This window comes from Desulfovibrio desulfopostgatei (assembly GCF_053570645.1).
Window position 1 is genome coordinate 1,825,951 of record NZ_JBRBQS010000002.1, and the last position, 17,410, is coordinate 1,843,360.

General features: G+C 58.3%; 14 protein-coding genes. 5 read left to right on the forward strand and 9 right to left on the reverse strand.

The features are described 5' to 3' along the window. Positions 1-37 precede the first annotated feature (37 nt). The 4 genes from ACUZ9Q_RS08075 to ACUZ9Q_RS08090 form a co-directional block, all read right to left on the reverse strand. Positions 38-448: a MucR family transcriptional regulator gene (locus tag ACUZ9Q_RS08075; protein ID WP_192111921.1), complete on the reverse strand. Its 411-nt coding sequence runs from the start codon at positions 446-448 to the stop codon at positions 38-40. A 332-nt stretch (positions 449-780) separates the two neighbouring features. Then, entirely contained in the window at positions 781-1,521 is a 741-nt protein-coding gene (locus ACUZ9Q_RS08080) for a DUF4851 domain-containing protein (protein WP_192111922.1), read from the reverse strand. A gap of 296 nt (positions 1,522-1,817) precedes the next feature. After that, complete coding sequence (locus ACUZ9Q_RS08085) at positions 1,818-5,255, reverse strand: tetratricopeptide repeat protein (RefSeq protein ID WP_449247665.1); 3,438 nt, start codon at positions 5,253-5,255, stop codon at positions 1,818-1,820. Between the two features lie 73 nt (positions 5,256-5,328). Continuing rightward, positions 5,329-6,447, reverse strand: coding sequence for a sigma-54 interaction domain-containing protein (locus ACUZ9Q_RS08090; protein WP_215647880.1), 1,119 nt, complete (start codon positions 6,445-6,447; stop codon positions 5,329-5,331). A 116-nt stretch (positions 6,448-6,563) separates the two neighbouring features. On the opposite strand from ACUZ9Q_RS08090, the gene hrpB reads away from it, so the two are divergent. Further along, on the forward strand, positions 6,564-9,350 hold the full coding sequence (hrpB, locus tag ACUZ9Q_RS08095; RefSeq protein ID WP_449247666.1) for an ATP-dependent helicase HrpB: 2,787 nt from the start codon (positions 6,564-6,566) through the stop codon (positions 9,348-9,350). A gap of 65 nt (positions 9,351-9,415) precedes the next feature. Here the strand turns inward: hrpB and ACUZ9Q_RS08100 are convergent, their stop codons facing one another. Next, positions 9,416-10,417 carry a YheT family hydrolase gene (locus ACUZ9Q_RS08100; RefSeq protein WP_449247667.1) on the reverse strand — a complete coding sequence of 334 codons (1,002 nt, stop codon included), beginning with the start codon at positions 10,415-10,417 and terminating at the stop codon, positions 9,416-9,418. Between the two features lie 315 nt (positions 10,418-10,732). Between ACUZ9Q_RS08100 and ACUZ9Q_RS08105 the strand changes: the two genes are divergently transcribed. After that, positions 10,733-11,974: an NAD(P)/FAD-dependent oxidoreductase gene (locus ACUZ9Q_RS08105; RefSeq protein WP_449247668.1), complete on the forward strand. Its 1,242-nt coding sequence runs from the start codon at positions 10,733-10,735 to the stop codon at positions 11,972-11,974. Positions 11,975-12,013: 39 nt separating this feature from the next. Here ACUZ9Q_RS08105 and ACUZ9Q_RS08110 read toward each other — a convergent pair whose 3' ends face one another. Continuing rightward, on the reverse strand, positions 12,014-12,217 hold the full coding sequence (locus ACUZ9Q_RS08110) for a dual CXXC motif small (seleno)protein (protein WP_022659339.1): 204 nt from the start codon (positions 12,215-12,217) through the stop codon (positions 12,014-12,016). A 385-nt stretch (positions 12,218-12,602) separates the two neighbouring features. Here ACUZ9Q_RS08110 and ACUZ9Q_RS08115 point away from each other — a divergent pair, with 385 nt between their 5' ends. The 3 genes from ACUZ9Q_RS08115 (at position 12,603) to ACUZ9Q_RS08125 (ending at position 13,839) form a co-directional block, all read left to right on the forward strand. Beyond that, positions 12,603-12,824: a hypothetical protein gene (locus ACUZ9Q_RS08115; RefSeq protein ID WP_192111927.1), complete on the forward strand. Its 222-nt coding sequence runs from the start codon at positions 12,603-12,605 to the stop codon at positions 12,822-12,824. A 313-nt stretch (positions 12,825-13,137) separates the two neighbouring features. Next, entirely contained in the window at positions 13,138-13,404 is a 267-nt protein-coding gene (locus ACUZ9Q_RS08120) for an RNA recognition motif domain-containing protein (protein ID WP_192111928.1), read from the forward strand. 144 nt (positions 13,405-13,548) lie between these two features. Continuing rightward, a complete protein-coding gene (locus tag ACUZ9Q_RS08125) occupies positions 13,549-13,839 on the forward strand; it encodes a hypothetical protein (RefSeq protein WP_449247669.1) in 291 nt (96 codons plus the stop codon). Between the two features lie 14 nt (positions 13,840-13,853). On the opposite strand, the gene ACUZ9Q_RS08130 is transcribed toward ACUZ9Q_RS08125, so the two are convergent. From ACUZ9Q_RS08130 to ftsA, 3 genes are all read right to left on the reverse strand, one after another. Beyond that, complete coding sequence (locus ACUZ9Q_RS08130; RefSeq protein ID WP_192111930.1) at positions 13,854-14,201, reverse strand: DsrE family protein; 348 nt, start codon at positions 14,199-14,201, stop codon at positions 13,854-13,856. 613 nt (positions 14,202-14,814) lie between these two features. After that, entirely contained in the window at positions 14,815-16,128 is a 1,314-nt protein-coding gene (gene ftsZ, locus ACUZ9Q_RS08135) for a cell division protein FtsZ (protein ID WP_192111931.1), read from the reverse strand. Positions 16,129-16,173: 45 nt separating this feature from the next. Continuing rightward, positions 16,174-17,409, reverse strand: coding sequence for a cell division protein FtsA (ftsA, locus tag ACUZ9Q_RS08140; RefSeq protein ID WP_022659333.1), 1,236 nt, complete (start codon positions 17,407-17,409; stop codon positions 16,174-16,176). Position 17,410: the final 1 nt, after the last annotated feature.

The following is a 17,410-nucleotide window of genomic DNA, read 5'->3' on the forward strand; positions in this document are numbered from 1 at the left end:
ACTTTCAGACCAATGACAAAGCCTGCTATTGCGGGTTTTATACCGGGGATGCTTGAACCTTGCGGCGCTTTTCCCACAGCTTCATGTCTTTCATCTTTTTACGGCGTTCGCGCTGCAGGGCTTTACACACCAGAGGTGCGTCTTTCTTGAAGCCCCACTTTTCGCGGTATTCAGCCGAGGTCATGCCGTGGCTGGCCAGATGACGCTTGGTAAGAATCTTAAAGCTCTTTCCACACTCAAGGCAGGTGACGGATTTTTCTTTGACCGACTTGCGTGCTTCAACGGCCATTTCGCCGCTGTCCAGTTCCACAGGCGTTTCGCCTTCAGCAACTGCTTTGATGCCCTGCGCCACTTTCTGTATAAAGGCGGCTATTTCTTCTTCGCTCATAACGCGAACGCCAGCTTGTGCTCTGGTAATTTCCAGCGCCTCTTTCAGATAATCGTCCATAACTACCCCTTTATTGTCTTCAATATACTCAATCTGACGCGCTGCGTACCCGCCTGATCGGCTCATTGACAGAACAGTCGGTCCCCCTCCCATCCTGATGGGGAGAACATACACAGCAGCTATTGTTTCGTCAATGTACTATACCCTATAATATAAAATTGTGTTGCAAATTTTACATAACCATTATTCCAGAATGTATTAACTTGTTGCAGTTACTTGGTGTCGGTGCAGGCGCAACAAACGTAAAAAACAGGGAGGCCGCTTGAAAAAACTTTCCCAAGCGGCCTCCCAGGCGAAATCCAGGTGTAATGTCAGATTACCGCAAGAACATGCTACTTTAAGACAAATGTGTCATACTTTGATGCAGTTCCCCAGAAGCGGTGATCCAGATATTGCCCGCGAATGTTCTTTGCATATCCTTCTGTAATTCCAGTCATATGTTCAGATACCGAAGCAACGGCAAAGGCGGCGCTGGCGCGCTGCTCAAAGGCACGAAGCTGGTCTGTCTGGCTTTCTGTCAGGCTTTCCTGCCCGGCAAGATTTTCAGGCAGAGGTTCTCTGTATTCCAGTATGACCTTGGTGTCATTAAAATTGTATCTGGCGGCAAAACCGCGCGTCAGCCAGCGCATGGGCTTTGCTTCGTCCGTCAGCCCTGCAAGGGCTGAAAACGCATCCTTTTTGCTGTCCACAATATAGGTGCTGGCCGCAAAGCCGTCATTGTTGAAGATCTCCACCCCTTTATCAACGCTAAAGGGGCGCTGGCCGTCGCTGTCCCAGTACCAGCCGCGCGGCACCTCAGCCAGCCCCACAATAGCCAGGGGACTTTGGGGGTCGCCCTTGCCGTAAACAGCAACCCACGCATGCAGCGGCAAGCCGCCAATAACGCCTGCTCCATCAAGGCTGACGCTTGTCTCGCCGCCGGTAAGCAGGGGCATGTTCACGGCCTTCATGCTGATGGCCGGGCGGGCTGTGGAAACATAGGCCGTGTTCTGCATTCCCCTTTGCAATGCGCCGGTGCATCCGGCCATCAAGGCAAGCAGGCCGAGTGTAACACAAAGAAGCACTCTGTTCATATGCCCTCCAAGGCTGACGGCGCACATTACGTCCTGCATCACCGTGTGAAGCTTGCGGGACGTTCCATCGCACTTATCCATTAAAATTGCAGAAGACAGACAATTCCACCCCACGGCGGAACTGCTGTTGTGTCTGGTTATATTCCAAGGAGTGAACGCATGCAATGCGCCCTCACATGCCGGATCGGCATATGGGAGGGGCCCGGCGCCCTGATGCAAGACGCGCCTGAGACGACAGCGGCAGGCCTGGTCGAAAGGCAAGGGCGAACAGGCCCAAAGGATGAAGACCGGGGAAGCTAGGGAGCGGCAGGCTTGGCAGCAGGCGCGGCCTGACTGCCCGCCCCGCCAGGCAGGTAGTTTTGCAGGTCGCGCGAAACCTCAAAGGTGTGCAGTTCCGCCGTGGCTGCCTTGGCAAAAGGAGAATCGGCATAGTTGCGCACAATATCCTCAAGCAAAGCTTGCGCCCGCGTGGCATCGCCCAGCTTGCGATACAGCCGGGCCTCGCGGAAACGCAAGCCCGGATATTCCGGCGACTCCTTGGGCACAAAGGCATTGTAACGCGCAAGCCATTCCAGGGCTTCCGGCACACGATTGCCCACTTCGCAGATATCCATGAGTGAAAGTATGGCATCCTTGATGCGCTGCGGGTCGGCCTTGTCGGAGCGTTCGTTCTGCAACTGGGTAAAGAGATCAATCACCTTGCGGTTCAGCGTGTAGGAGTTGCGAATGTCCTTGCGCTGTTCGGCATCGCGGGCAAGAAAGTACGTGGCGTAGGCCCGCTGATAGAGCGGGATATCCTGCCGCTCGGCAAGCTTTTGCCACATGGCGAGAGCAGCCCCGTTCAGATTGAGATTCTGGGCCGAGAGCGCCATGGCGTAATCAAGCTGGTTGCGCAACTGGGGGTTCAGAGGCCATGTGGCCACCAGTTTGCCAAGATCAAGAATCTTGGCCCAGGCACCGGCCTGAAGATAGCGGTTGAAAAACTCCGTAAAGGTCGCTTCCCCATACTGGGGGTCCATGGGCGACTTCAAAAATTCCGCAAGCATGCCAAGGGCCTGTTCTGTCTCACCCCGTTCAAGCAATCCCTGCGCCAAGGCATAACGCATACGCGGATCTATCGCCCCATAGCGCTCGCGCACCAGGGGAAAGCCATTCCACAAAATGAGAATACGCCCATAGTTTTTTTCAGCCATGGAATTGGCAAGCTCTTTCTGAAAAGCAAGCCAGATAATATCGCGGGCCTGCGCCACGTTGGCGTTTTCAGGATAGCCGTCAATAAAATCTGCGGCCTTGCCCATGGCCTCTGTATAACGCTTGCTCCAATAGAGCCACATGGCCTCCTTGAGCCGCGCGAGTACAGACTCCGGCGCAGTGCGCGAGGCCGCCGCAAGGTTGGCGTAAACCTTGGGCAGATTACCGCTGGCGGCTCTGGCAAAAACCTGGGTCATGGCCTCATAATTGATGGGCGAATCGTAAATGCCGCCTTCGGCCAGCCGCAGACTTGCCATATTTGCCGCATGGGTTCCCGCAAAATGCCGCGTCAGGTAGGAATACAGAAACTCGGCCCCGCTCTTGTTGCCAAGCCGGGTATACATGTCGCCCATTTTAAGGAGCAGGTCGTCATTGCCCTTCTGCCCGGGCACGAGGTTGTAATACAGCCAGTACAGGGTCAAGGCCGCAACGGGTTTGTCCAGAGCCTCATCATTGGCGCCCTGCAAAAACAGGAATGTGGGGTCTTCAATATAATAGCGGGGCCAGCGCTTGCTTATAAAGTCGAGGATAACCTGCGCATTGGTGTACTTGCGCTGGTTGTTCAAAGCCTGGGCAAGGCCCACGGACGCCTCCTGCAAAAAGGAGGATTCAGGGTACTTGTCGAGCACAATGGCAAAGGACTGTTCCGCCTGAGCATCCATGCGCCGCTTGAGCTGCGCCTTGCCAAGGGCCGTAAAACCCTGCGCCACGCCGGGATAATCCGGATAGCGCCGATACATGGCCACAATGTAGCCCCCGGCATCTACCAGATTGCCCACGTTGACGTTAACCAGCCCCAGGCGCAGAAGGGCCTCCGGCACGCGGGGAGAACGCAGGTCAAAATTCATGGCTTCACTGGTGGCGGAAACAATAGGCTCAAAGCCAGCCAGTGGATTATCGGCATATCTGGCCCATACGCAATCGCTGATGTAATACAGCGTTTTCAGGCGCATATCGGCGCTGATGGTGGGCATTTCCTTCAGTTTTTCCAACTGCGGCAAAGCCTCAACGAACTTGCGTTCCTTGATGAGCCGCTCCGCCTCATCCATCATTTTTTCCGGGTCAGCAGGCTTGGCAACAGGATTGCCCTGTTCGTCCACATAGACCACGGGCCGGGGTTCTTCCTTGGGAGCAGCGGCCCCATGTCCGCCTTTTTCTTCGGCATGCGGCAGGCCCACCACATTGTCCGAAACCTTGCCGGATACATTGCCGCCCGCGCCGTTCGGCTTTGCCTGACCGGCCACGGAAGCAGGCGCAGGCGCGGAAGCTGCGGCTGGCGCGGGCTGTTGGGCTGGCGCTGCTTTTACCTGCGGCGCAGGCTGCGGGGCGGGTTGTGACGCTGGTTGGAGTGCAGGCTGTGGTATGGCCTGCGGCACAACCTGCTGGACAGGCTGCGGAGCGGGTTGAGCTTGCGGCTGCGCGGCGGGCGGTACTGCACGCTGGACGCCATTTTGCGGAGCAGGCGCAGGCTGGGCCGCTGGTCTTGTGACGGGCTGGGTTGCAGGCTGAGTCACTGGCTGGCTTGCAGGCGCAGCCGGAGCCGCGGGTGCTGGCGCTGCCGCTGTGGCCGGAGCCGCAGCAGGAACATTGCCAGGAATTGATGTAGAAAGCCCCTTGTCGTCAGGCCAGTTTTCCGGCCCGCCGGGATTCACCCGGCTCATGAGACTCTGGCCGTCCAGCGTCACGGCACGGCTGCCCGCACTGACTGCGGCTTGCGGCACCTCGGCGGCTTCCGCAGTCTTGGTCGAGCCAAGGGAGGTAAATTTCAGGCTCAAATCCGCCAGCTTTGCCTTACCTGCGTCAAGCAGACCAGCAAAGGGCAAGGCCCTTGCCCCCTGCTGCACATCGGCCAGCAGTTTTTGGGCCTTTTGCAAAAAGCCCACTGCGGCATCTGCGGGCAGGTTGACGGCAAAAGAAGCGCCCTGCCCTTCTGAATCAGCAGAGGCATTGCCCACAGGCACACCCGCCGCATCCAGACGAGAGGAATTTTCCCCTTTCTGGGGTCCGGCGGCAAAAATTTCTATATCCAGTTCAGAGGGAGAAGACCGGCGCATGACGTGGTTCACGGCCTTGGGAGAAAGCGTAATGCGCAACTGGCCGTTGGAAAGCCCGATGCTGTCGAGCAGCGCTCCCGCAGAAGGCGCTGCGCCGCTGCGTTCAAGCGTTGCGGAGGGATCGTCAAGATAGAGGAGCAAGGTATTGCCGGTGCGCAAGAGCCTGTGCACCTGACCGGGGCTGTCGAGCGTAAGGCGCAGCCTTTCCCCGGCGGGCTGTGAACTTTTTGACTGTTTCCCGGCAACCGTGGTTGCGGCAGTATCTGCAATGGGCGCCCAGTTCCAGCTCATGCCGTACGAAGACTGCGCGGGCAGCAAAAGGCCCGCAATCAGCAGCAAAGCCCCAACACGTGAGCAGCGTTGGGGAATCGCACCCTTGCGGGCAGAAATATGAGGCCGTGGCGCGGCGGCGAAAAGTTGTGTATTCACTTGCACTTCGCAGGATGTGTCGTGGCGTCTGAGCCGCAAAATCCAACGCAAATTCTATGCAAATTTTATGCCGCTACATACTGCGTTTCTTGAGCTTTTCAATAAGCGTTGTCCGCTTGATGCCCAAAAGCTCGGCGGCCTGATTTTTTACTCCCTCCGCCTTGGCCAAGGCCTCATCAATAAGGCGGCTTTCCACAGCATCAAGAAAATCTTTCAGATTCTGTCCCTGAGCAGTCAAAACGCCCAGATTGGGCCACACAAAAGCTCCGCTGGCTGCAACGGGTATTGCGGCTTCAACTTGCGGCGCTGGGGCAGGCGTCTGCTCCACTCCGTCATCCGCGGTGGGTTCGGCAAGAGGCTCCGCCTCCGGTTCGCACGCCGGGGCATCCTCCTCCACCGGGGGCAGCAGAGACACATCGCCAACCTGATCCAGAATCTTGCGCGGCAGATCATCCATGCACACCGTATCGCCATCCACAAGGATGCTCAGGCGCTCCATGAAGTTTTCAAGCTCGCGCACGTTGCCGGGCCAGTTGTAGGCCGCCAGAATACGCCGCGTTGTTTCATCAAGCAGCATGGGATCGCGCGCTTTTTTGGTGCAGAAGTGGTTGAGAAAATAGCGCGCAAGCAGCAGCACATCATTGCCGCGCTGGCGTAGCGGCGGCAAATGCAAAGGAATGACGTTCAGGCGATAGTAGAGATCCTCGCGGAAGCGCCCGGCGGCGACTTCTACCTCAAGATCGCGGTTGGTGGCGGCCACAATGCGCACGTCCACCTTTTTGCAGCCAGTGCCGCCCACGCGTTCAATTTCCTTTTCTTGCAGCACACGCAGAATCTTGACCTGAAGGCTCAACTCCATCTCGCCGATTTCATCCAGAAAGATGGTGCCTCCGTCAGCCATTTCAAAACGGCCTGGCCGCGAACGGATGGCGTGCGTAAAGGCGCCCTTTTCGTGGCCGAAAAGTTCGCTTTCAAGCAGCTCTTTGGGGATGGCCCCGCAGTTGATGGGTACAAAAGGCTTGTCAGCCCTGCGGCTGTTGGCGTGAAGCGCGCGAACCAGCAATTCCTTGCCAGTTCCCGATTCACCAGTTACAAGCACAGTGCTGTCCGTGGGCGCAACCTTGCCGAGAACCTTGAAGACTTCGGCGAGGCTGGTGCTCTGGCCGATAATGCCGCTGGTATTCAACTCCATGTGTGCATTCTCCGCGTGCATATCCTTTCTTGTGTCAATACACTGACACGCATTGGATTACCAGTAAAAATGCGCCTATTCTATCGCATTTACCCTCAGCCATGCCGCATTTAGCCATGACCGATTCGCCGATACGCATTGCCGCCCCCGCAGGCTCCCCTGATCGTTGCCCAGGCCTGCCCCCATGCCCACTTGACGCTTCGCGCGCAGAAATTCTGGATTCTCTGGCCCAAGGCCGCAATCTGGTGCTCAGCGCCCTGCCGGGAGCGGGCAAAAGCAGCCGCGTCCCCCTCTGGCTCATGGGGCAGCCCTGGCTTGAGGGCCGCCGCATTCTGCTGCTTGAACCACGGCGCGTGGCGGCCCGCGCGCTGGCGCGCTATATGGCGGCCCTGCTGGGTGAAGAACCGGGCGGCCTTGTAGGCTATCGCATGCGTGATGAAAGCCGCGTCAGCAATCGCACCTGCGTGGAGGTTGTCACCGAGGGCGTGCTCACGCGCATGTTGCAGGATGATCCTGAACTGCCGGATATCGCCTGTGTGATTTTTGACGAATTTCATGAGCGCTCGCTCACTGCCGATACCGGCCTTGCCCTCTGCCTTGAAAGTCAGGCTGCGCTGCGCCCCGACCTGCGGCTGGTCGTCATGTCCGCCACGCTGGATGTGCAGGCCGTAGCAGGCCTCATGGGAGGCTGCTCTTCTGTTGTTTGCGAGGGCAAAACCTTTCCTGTGCAGATGATGCACCTGCCGCCCAAAATCCGCGCAGGGCAGATTGTGGGCGGCGGCCCTCTGTCTGCTGCCGGGGCAGGGCCGCTGCTGTGGCGGCACATGGCTGATGTCATTTTGCATCTGCTGCACGCAGAAAAGGGCAGCCTGCTGGCTTTTTTGCCCGGCGCTGGCGAAATCCGCCATCTTGCAGGCCTGCTCGATGGCACACTGCCTGCTGATGTGGCCCTGTGCCCGCTCTACGGCAACCTTAGCGCCAGAGAACAGGATGTGGCCATTGCACCCGCCCCGCAGGGGCAACGCAAGGTGGTGCTTGCCACATCCATTGCCGAAACATCACTGACCATCGAGGGCGTAAGGCTTGTGGTGGACAGCGGCCTTGCGCGCCTGACGCGCTTTGACCCGGCCAGCGGCCTCACCCGCCTTGTGACAGAGCGCGTTTCTCTGGCTGGCGCTGCCCAGCGGGCCGGACGCGCCGGACGCACCGAACCCGGCATCTGTTGCCGCCTTTGGGCAAAAGAGCAGGAAAACGGCATGCGTCCGCACATCCGCGCTGAAATTCTGGATGCCGACCTCACCGGGCTTGCCTTGCAACTGGCGGTCTGGGGCGTGACCGATCCGGCCTCGCTCGCATGGCTCGACACGCCGCCCCCGGCCCATCTGGCTGTCGCCAGACAGAACCTTCTGGCACTGGGCGCGGTGGATGCCCAGATGCGGCCAACGGCTTTGGGCCGCAGCATGGCCGCGCTCCCTCTGGCACCCCGCACGGCGCGCCTGCTGCTGTGGGGACGCGACAACTCCCTTGCCGCATTGGCAGCCTGTATCGCCGCCTTGCTGGAAGAACGCGACCCGCTGGCCTTTACCGCTGGCAAAAGCAAGGGCGGCATGCCTGCCGCAGGCGCGGGATGCGATGTGCTGCGCCGCCTTGACTGGCTGTGCCGCGATGGCGCAGCGGGCAAAAATGTGGATGCCGCCCGCGAGCGTGTGCGCCGTCTGGCGCAGCGGCTTATGCGCCAGCCTGAACTGCACGGGGGAAAAGGTTCCCGGCCAGTACCACAGGGGCAATCCAACAAAGCGGGCAACATTTTTTCCGCAGCTCTCGCTCAGGCCGCAAGCCTTGGGCAACTGCTGGCTGTGGCGTGGCCGGAGCAGGTCGCCATGCGGCAGACAGACGGTCAGCCTCAGGGCAGCGGCAATGGAAATTTTCCGGGCGGGGTAGCCGCCATGACGCCCTATCTCCTGCGCAGCGGACGGGCCGCCCAGATAGCCAGCGACGACCCTCTTGCGCGGCAGCCCTTTCTGGCAGTGGCAGAAGTTGACGGCGCAACGCCGCGCGGGCGCATCCGCCTTGCCGCCGCCCTTTCGCCCGATGATCTTGCAGCGCTTTTCAGCGCAGATATTTGCAACGAAGACAAGCTCACAGTTTCGGATGCCGGGCTGGTCAGCGCCCGGCGGCAGCGAGTGCTGGGATCTCTGGTTCTGGAAGATGCCCCCCTGCCTCGGCCACGGCCCGATGAGTGCGCTGCGGCCCTGTGCGCCCATGTGCAGAACAAGGGGCTGGAATGTCTGCCGTGGGATGATGCCGCAAAGCAGTGGCGCGCGCGGGTAAGCCTGCTGCGCGAGCTGGACGGCGAGGCATGGCCCGATGTTTCTGATGCCGCCCTGCTGGCGACCATCAATGACTGGCTCGCACCAGCCTTGCAGCAGGCGCTCGAAAGGTCAGCGGGGCAAGGCAAGCAGGGGCGCGCAAATTCGCTGGCGGCGCTCGGGCCGGAGCAATTGCTCGATGCCCTGCGCCGTCTGCTGCCGGGGAATCTTCACCGGATACTTGAACGGCAGGCCCCCACGGAATGGCAGGTGCCGTCAGGGGCCATGCGCCCCATTGTGTATGGTGAAGACGGTGGCCCCTGGCTGGCCGCCAAGTTGCAGGAATTATTCGGTTGCGTGGACACGCCGCGCATAGCCGATGGGCGCGTGGCTCTGGTGCTGCGCCTCAATTCGCCCGCAGGGCGTCCCTTGCAGGTCACGCGCGATCTGGCCCACTTCTGGCGCAACGGCTATCCGGCAGTGCGCGCAGAAATGCGGGGCCGCTATCCCAAGCATCCCTGGCCGGAAGACCCGGTTAACGCCGTGGCCACGGTTCTGACCAAGAAGCGGCTGGCCGAGCGGCAAAAAAGCTGACGCACCCGCGAAACCTCCACCGCAACCAGACCGCTGTTGTCGCGCCCTCTGGCCATCTCAACCGCTTAAAAAATGCCGCGCCCAGTCAACTGCTGCACAAATTCGCGCGCGCGTTGCTCGCTGTAGTATTCCTGCTTCTGCTGTACAAACCCCACATGTCCGCCGTACGGGGCAACCTCCAGATGCAGGTGCGCGCTCTGCTCCGCCGTCTGCCACGGATAGCACGATGACGCGCAAAAAGGATCGTCCGCAGCCATGAGCAGCAGGGTCGGCACGTTTATGCAGGGCAGGTCGGGCAGAACCGTATTCTTTTCCCAATAATCTTTGGCTGATGCAAAACCAAAGGCAGGCGCGGTAAAGCGCTCGTCAAACTCTGCAAAAGTGTGGATTTTTTCCACGCCTTCAACAGAAGGATAGGAAGGAAAGCGCTCGGCCTTTTCGCGCACTTTTTTGCGCAGGGTTCGCAAAAAATAACTCATGTAAATGCGACAGGCAGGGCCGTCCATTACTGGTGCCGCGGCGGAAAGATCACACGGCACGGACACAGCCACAGCCGCCCGCACCAGCGGCGAAACCGGCCCCCGGCCCAGATAACGGCAAATCTGGTTGCCCCCCATGCTGAAGCCAGCCAGCAGCAGGGGGCGGTCAAACTGCTCGGCAAAATGCACGACAGTTCCCAGATCTTCAATTTCGCCCATATGATACAGGCGCGCAGTGCGGTTGCTCTCGCCCGAGCAGGAGCGCATGTTCCAGGCCAGCACGTCAAAGCCTTCGGCCCGCAGGGCATTGGCCATGCCCAGAACATACTTGCGGTGGCTGTTGCCCTCCAGCCCGTGTGAAATAACAACTATGCCCCTGCCCTGCCCAAACGGGCGCTCCGCCCTGTCCTTTCCAAGCGAGGGATGCTGATCCACATCAAGAAAGTCGCCATCGGGCGTTTCCAGGCGCACCCGTCGCACAGAGGGCGACATTTGCGGCTTTTCACGAAAGAGCACGGGCCACATGGTATTGGCGTGGCCGTTGCGCACAAACCACGGCGCAATGTATATTGAAGCAAGAACTGGCATGATAATCCCGGTAACAAGAAATGGCTGCGCGGATGCGCGGGCCGGGTCAGACAAAGGCGGTTTGCTGGCACACAAGGGCTTGGCAGCCGCCAAAGCCTCGTATACCTTCGCCGCATGCACAACAAAGCTCCCCAAAATAGCGCCACGCGCAAAATTCTGTCAAATCCGGCACGTCAGGCCTTTGCACCTCAAGCTCCCGGCCCAAAGGCCGCATCCGATGCGCCAGCGACACATGTTGAAGGCACATTGCCAGCCAAGCCCAGAGGCAAGGATTCTGTACCATCCACGCCTCCTAAAAGGAGGAACGCGCAGCCCGTGCAAAACGGCGGGCAACGCGGCCCGGATGTAGCCGATGTGCTGATTCTGGGCGCTGGCGCTGCGGGGCTTATGTGCGCCCGCGAGGCGGCGTCAAAAGGCCTGAGCGTTGTGCTGCTGGAACGTGGCCCTGTGCCGGGGCGCAAACTGGCTGTCAGCGGCGGCGGCAAGGCAAACTTTACCAACCGCGCTGTCAGCCCCAAGGACTACCGCTGTGACGGAAGCAGGGGTAATGCATTTTGCGCCCCTGCCCTTAAGGGCTTTACGCCGGAGCACATGCTGCGCCTTGTGCAGGAGTGGAATCTGCCCTTTGAGGAGCGCACCCACGGCCAGCTTTTTCTGACGGTTTCCGCGCAGCGGCTGGTCAGGGCGCTGACAGACGACTGCCGCAAACATGGCTGCGTTATTGCCTGCGGCACCACAGTAACAGCAGTAGAGGCGCTGGCGGATGGTTTTTCCGTGCAGACGGAGGGCGGCTCGTGGCACGGCAAGGCTCTGGTGCTGGCGCTGGGCAGCCCGGCATGGCCTCAGGCTGGCGGCGGCGGTGCCGGCTATCGGCTGGCGGAAGAGCTGGGGCACAATATTATTGCGCCACGCGCCGTTCTTGCGCCGCTACGCCTCAATTCGGATTCCCCTCTGCTCGACCTGACGGGCATCAGTCTGCCTGTGGGCGTTACGCTTGGGCAGCACTGCTGGGAGGATGATCTGCTGTTCACCCATGAGGGGCTGAGCGGGCCAGCAGCCCTCAAAGCATCCCTCTATTGGGCCGAAGGCGCTGCAATCACGCTGAATTTTTTGCCGGAGCAGGATGTTGCCGCGCTTATGGATGCGCCGCAGGCTGGCAAACAGACCCCGCGCGCGCTGCTGGCAAGGCTTCTGCCCCAAAGGCTTGTGGACACCCTGCTGCCGGAGGAAACCGCAAGGCGCAAGGTGGCGGAACTTTCGCGCACGGCCCGAGTGGCTATTGTGGAAGCCGTGCAAAGGCACGCGGTGACGCCGCAGGCAACTGCGGGGCTCAAAAAGGCAGAGGCCTGCTCTGGCGGTGTAAATACCGACGAAGTGGACCCCAAGACCATGCGCAGCCTGCTGCAAAAAAACCTGTTTGTGGTGGGTGAACTGCTGGACGTTACGGGCCTGCTGGGCGGCTACAACCTGCACTGGGCCTGGGCCAGCGGCATGGCGGCAGCCAGGGAACTGGCCCGCAGCGCAACCGCCAGGGCCGCTGCGCCAGCCACAGATTAAACGGCTGGCAGCCCATTGGCATGCATGATGGGGATAACGCTAGATGCGATTGCAGTAGACGTTTTCCAGAAAGTGCTCCATGGCTTCATCCGCCTGACGGATGTAGTCCTGAAGCGGAAACTGGGCCTTGCAGGCCGGGCAGTACATATAGACTTCGTGGCAGGTGCGGGCGATATGCAGGGGCGCGCCGCAAGTCGGGCATACGAGTGTAGTCTTGACATCACGGGGTGCAAAAAAAGCCATGGCGATTCTTTGTGTTAGAAGTACTGTTTGAAATGCTGGCCGGGCTGTGCCCGGGCTGTGGCTAGATCGGTAAAATGCCGGTTCCATCCCCATCCGGGCCATTGGTCATGAACCTTGAACAAGCCGCAGATGCTTACCATATCCGGCGGCACAGCGCAGCTTATCCTTAGAGCATTTGCCCCATATTTTTGTCAACATGGGGCAGATGCAGCAAACCCCTTGCCGCCACAATGGACGAGCCATAAAAAATGCCCGCAAATGCCCGGTTCCGTAGGCTCAAATTTGTTATTGCGTCCGCCGTCCGCTCATGCCATAGACGTACAGCCATATTGTTGTAGATGTGGCATAACCAGAAGAAACGGATACGAAAATGAAAAAGCTCCTTATGGCTGCCGTGGCCCTTTCGCTGATGACTGCTCCCTGCCTCTTCAGCACTGAAGCCAACGCCGCTAACACCGCTCCGGCAACTGTTGCAAGTGGAACCAAGGCACACAAAGCCAGCAAGGCCAGCAAGGCGAAGGCTCCCGCCAAAGTAAAAAAAGTTTCTGCCAAGGCTCCCGCCAAGGCGAAGAAAGCTCCTGCAAAGAAAAAGACGCAGGCAATCTAATTCTTGCTGTCAAAAAGGCCGGTTAAACCGGCCTTTTACAGTTTAGATTAATGCGCTATTGAGTGCATAATCAGCTAACAGCAGAATAATGCACGCGTAGGAATGTAAAAATACCACCCAATGCGGAGCAGTTTAGTCAAAATTTGTCGTTTGGCAATCATTTTTGAAGCCAATGCAGATAATACTTGACGATTTTTTTGCTTAACAGTACTGTTCGCCCTTATTCATAGGGTGCAGTATTTCTTTTTGCCAGAGACTTTGCGTGGGTAAGGCTTCAAGCGGAAAGTTTACCCACCTCAACAACGGAGTCGTTATGGCTGTTTCCATTTATGTCGGCAATCTGCCTTTTTCCGCCACCCAGGAAGGCGTTGAAGCCCTGTTCGCCCCCTACGGCGAAGCCCTTTCCGTCAAGCTCATCATGGATCGCGAAACCGGCCGCCCCCGTGGCTTCGGTTTTGTTGAAATGGACGAAGCCGATGCCCACAAGGCCATTGAAGCCCTGAACGGCGTTGACTTTGGCGGCCGCACCCTTCGCATCAACCAGGCCGAAGAACGTCGCCCCGCGCCCCGCCGCTGGTAGACCACAAATTTCCTTGAAGTAAAAAGCCGCTGCTACCGCAGCGGCTTTTTTTGCAGCAACAAACCGGTTCTAGCCTTGCTTGCCCTCGCTCGGGGCAGGAGCTTCCTGCTTTATACTCTCTTGACCAGTCACAGCGTCTGACTCTTGGGCGCTGAACTGACATGCGCCAATACAACGGATGCCGCCGCAGTGCGGGCAAGCATTGCGACGCTGCGGCAAAAACATGTACCGCAAAATGGTCAGAAAACGCTTGATTGTCATGCTCTCACCAAGAACATCCTTCTGTATTTAAAACCACTCGGTTTAATCCAGACGCCGCAAAATCTGTGCGGCGGACAACACAAGAAATATCGCTCCGCAGGCCAGCAGCGGCTCAGAACAGATACCGGCGCTGCCAGTTTGATTAGTGGAACCCTTGTCATGAAAAGGGCTTAACTATTCAGCTGGAGCTAGATGGTAATAAGTTTTTCATCATCCTTGAGGATTTTTGTAAACGCCTCCCCAATGTAAAAAACTTCATCAACACCTTCCAGCTTTTCTATCTGCTCAAACACACCGAGGTTTTCAGCGCACTTTCTGCATGCGGAGACATGCCCGCCAGCATCATGAAATTTTTTGAGAAGACCCTGCAACTTCACGTCTTCACAAATCAATTTGACTGTTGCACCCCAAAGAATCAGGTGTACTTCTTCCCACCAGCCTTTCAGCAAGGAATTTGTGGCATACATAAAGACCATATTTTCAGCGGTGACGGGGTTATCGTTAACCCACAGGATATGCAGACACTTTTTATTCATGAATCAACCCCATCGGTTAAAAGCTTATCCAGCCCTGGCAGGAATGCCACTCGCAAAAAGAAACACATAGCTGTCAGGCCAGTTAGCCATGACAAGCACGACAGATGCACACAAGCACACCTCCGCTGACGCACAAAAACCAGCCCAATATTTCGCCAGATATGAAAATGAATTTTGTGCCGGAGACATGGATTTCAAGGTTCGATTCATGCTCGCAGCGTTTCCATGCGCTGCCCTGGCTGGCGGCCAAGTGCAAAGTTACGCTTTGGATTAACATTCAAGTGCCCTGCTCATGGGCATAGCAATGCCAATCACGCAGCGCAAGGGGGCAATTTGGCATCGGTTCCGGGGCTTATATATCAAATCATGTGTCTGGAATGCGGTACTAGTCGGTCTATTTTGAAGGATGGACGGATTTCTACGGATTGCCTCACAATAAAAAAGTCCGCGAAACCTGGGGTCTCACGGACTATAGCGGACATTTACGCCCCACTCTGGGAGGCCCCCAATGGGCCTCCCGGCGGGCATTTCAGGGCCGAAGAGGCAAGCCCTGAAAATCATGAGCCTTCATGGCAGAAAGGCATTCTGCCCACGCACTCAGGCAACGACGGAATTAGTCGGCCTGGGTGCGGATGAAGGTGGGAATTTCAAAATCATCCTCATCATAGGTGAAGTCTTCATGGCCGGGGTTATGCGCACGGCGGCGCGGCTGGCCCACAACCTCACGCTTGAGCAGATAGGGAGGACGATTGCTGTTTTCATCGTACCAGCGCTCCACTTCGGTGCGGCGGGTAGACTGCGGCAAGCGCGACTCGGCGCGTTCCTGCTCGTCCATCATGCTCTGCTGGGCCGCGCGGGAATTCATGCGGCGCGGTTCGGCAACCACGGCGTCAGGGCCGGGCTTGCGGAAGTTGGTGACAGTGGCCGCAGGAGCCTGCACGGGCTGAATAACCTGAGGAGAATCAATGCCGGTGGCAATAACGGTGAGGCGGATTTCGTCGCCGATATTGTCGTCAAACACAACACCAAAGATGATGTTGGCTTCTTCAGGCGTGGCATCGCCGATGATGTCGCCGATTTCGGCAATTTCCTCGGCAGTGATATCTGTGGGGGCGGTGATGTTGTACAGAACCGCCTTGGCGCTCTCAAGCGAAACATCTTCAAGCAGCGGGCTCATGATGGCGCGCTGGGCGGCCTCGCGGGCGCGGTTTTCGCCAGAGGCGATGCCCGTGCCCATCAGGGCCATGCCAGCTTCGGCCATGGTGGTGCGCACGTCTGCAAAGTCGAGATTGATGAGGCCTTCGCCCACAATGACGTCAGAAATACCCTTGACGGCGTAGTACAGCACATCGTTGGCCTTCTGAAGCATTTCGGAGAAAGGAGCCTTCTTGGGGGCAAAGGCAAGCAGACGGTCGTTGGGGATGGTGATCAGGCAGTCCACATGCTGCTTGAACTCTTCAAGCCCGGCCTCCGCCGCGCGCTTGCGCTTGGCACCTTCAAAACTGAAGGGCTTGGTCACAACACCCACGGTGAGGACGCCCATTTCCTTGGCAGCCTGAGCAACCACAGGAGCAGCGCCGGTGCCGGTGCCGCCGCCCATGCCAGCGGTAACAAAGACCATATCGGCATCGCCGATGGCTTCACGAATGCTGCCAACGCTTTCCACCGCAGCCTCGCGGCCAATGGCGGGGTTGGCGCCAGCGCCAAGGCCCTTGGTGAGCTTTTCACCAAGCTGCACCTTAACGGAGGCACCGTTCTTGTTCAGCGCCTGCACATCGGTGTTGGCGCAAACAAACTGCACTCCGCGCAGGCCAGAGGCAATCATGTTCTGCACTGCATTACCGCCGCCGCCACCTACGCCAATAACTTTGATCTTGGCATTGCTGGCCAACGAGGTATCGATATCATCAACGATAGACTGAGCCATTACACCTCTCCTCTGTGCTGTCCTCAAAATGCCCGCTTGAGGTTGTTATGAAATGTCCGCAAACCACTTTTTCATTCGCGAAAGCACACCGTCAAAAACGCCGCTTTCACTACGTGTGGTAAATTTTTTCTGGCCGGAAAGTTCCTTTTCCGCGCCGTAACGCAACAGCCCGACCGCCGTGGAAAATTTGGGGCTGTTGACCACGTCTTTCAGGCCCCCGATGTTGCGCGGGTAGCCAATGCGCGTGGGCAGATTGAAAATCTGTTCGCCCAGTTCCTGGCAGCCTTCAATCAGCGCCGTGCCGCCCGTGAGCACCACACCTGCGCCGATCATGTCCTTGTAGCCGGAGCGCACGAGGGTCTGATCCACAAGGTAAAGAATTTCTTCCATGCGGGGTTCGCATATTTCGGCCAGCACCTGACGCGAAAGCCGGCGCGGCTCGCGCCCACCCACACTGGGAACTTCGATAAATTCATCGTTGCGCACAAGGTCGGCAAGGGCGCAACCATACTTGAGCTTGATTTTTTCGGCAGAGGCTATGGGAGTACGCAGACCAAAGGCAATGTCGTTGGAAAGGTTCTGCCCGCCGAGCGCAAGAACAGCCGTATGCTTGATGGCATCGTTGGCAAAAACGGCGATATCGGTGGTGCCGCCGCCCAGATCAACCAGAGCAACGCCGATTTCGCGTTCTTCTTCGGTCAGCACGGCCTTGGCTGATGCCAGCGATTCAAGGGCAATATCGGCAACTTCAAGCTGGCTGCGGTGGCACGAGCGCACAATGTTCTGGGCTGAAGAAACTGCGCCGGTAACAATGTGCACCTTCACTTCAAGGCGTACGCCAGCCATGCCGAGCGGGTCGGCAATGCCGCGCTGGTTATCAACAATGTATTCCTGAGGCAGGATATGGATGACCTCGCGGTCGGCAGGAATGGCCACAGCCCTGGCGGCATCAAGAGCACGTTCAATATCGCGCTGCGCGACCTCGCCGCCCTTGACGGCAATCACGCCGTGGCTGTTGATGCCCATGATGTGGCTGCCCGCAATCCCCACGTATACCGAGTGGATCTCGCAGCCCGCCATAAGTTCCGCATCTTCCACGGCCTTGCGGATGGACTGGACGGTCTGTTCAATGTTGACCACCACGCCCTTGCGCAAACCAGTGGAAACACTGGTGCCGATGCCCACCACATCTACAAGACCCGACTCCGACAGCTCGCCCACCACAGCGCATATCTTTGTGGTGCCGATGTCGAGGCCAACGATGAGCTCGGACTTATTCATG

Coding starts and splice junctions, on each gene's coding strand:
- ACUZ9Q_RS08075 (WP_192111921.1), bottom strand. CDS start 448: ATGGACGATTATCTGAAAGAGGCGCTGGAAATTACCAGAGCACAAGCT.
- ACUZ9Q_RS08080 (WP_192111922.1), bottom strand. CDS start 1,521: ATGAACAGAGTGCTTCTTTGTGTTACACTCGGCCTGCTTGCCTTGATG.
- ACUZ9Q_RS08090 (WP_215647880.1), bottom strand. CDS start 6,447: ATGGAGTTGAATACCAGCGGCATTATCGGCCAGAGCACCAGCCTCGCC.
- hrpB (WP_449247666.1), top strand. CDS start 6,564: ATGACCGATTCGCCGATACGCATTGCCGCCCCCGCAGGCTCCCCTGAT.
- ACUZ9Q_RS08100 (WP_449247667.1), bottom strand. CDS start 10,417: ATGCCAGTTCTTGCTTCAATATACATTGCGCCGTGGTTTGTGCGCAAC.
- ACUZ9Q_RS08110 (WP_022659339.1), bottom strand. CDS start 12,217: ATGGCTTTTTTTGCACCCCGTGATGTCAAGACTACACTCGTATGCCCG.
- ACUZ9Q_RS08115 (WP_192111927.1), top strand. CDS start 12,603: ATGGCTGCCGTGGCCCTTTCGCTGATGACTGCTCCCTGCCTCTTCAGC.
- ACUZ9Q_RS08120 (WP_192111928.1), top strand. CDS start 13,138: ATGGCTGTTTCCATTTATGTCGGCAATCTGCCTTTTTCCGCCACCCAG.
- ACUZ9Q_RS08130 (WP_192111930.1), bottom strand. CDS start 14,201: ATGAATAAAAAGTGTCTGCATATCCTGTGGGTTAACGATAACCCCGTC.
- ftsZ (WP_192111931.1), bottom strand. CDS start 16,128: ATGGCTCAGTCTATCGTTGATGATATCGATACCTCGTTGGCCAGCAAT.
- ftsA (WP_022659333.1), bottom strand. CDS start 17,409: ATGAATAAGTCCGAGCTCATCGTTGGCCTCGACATCGGCACCACAAAG.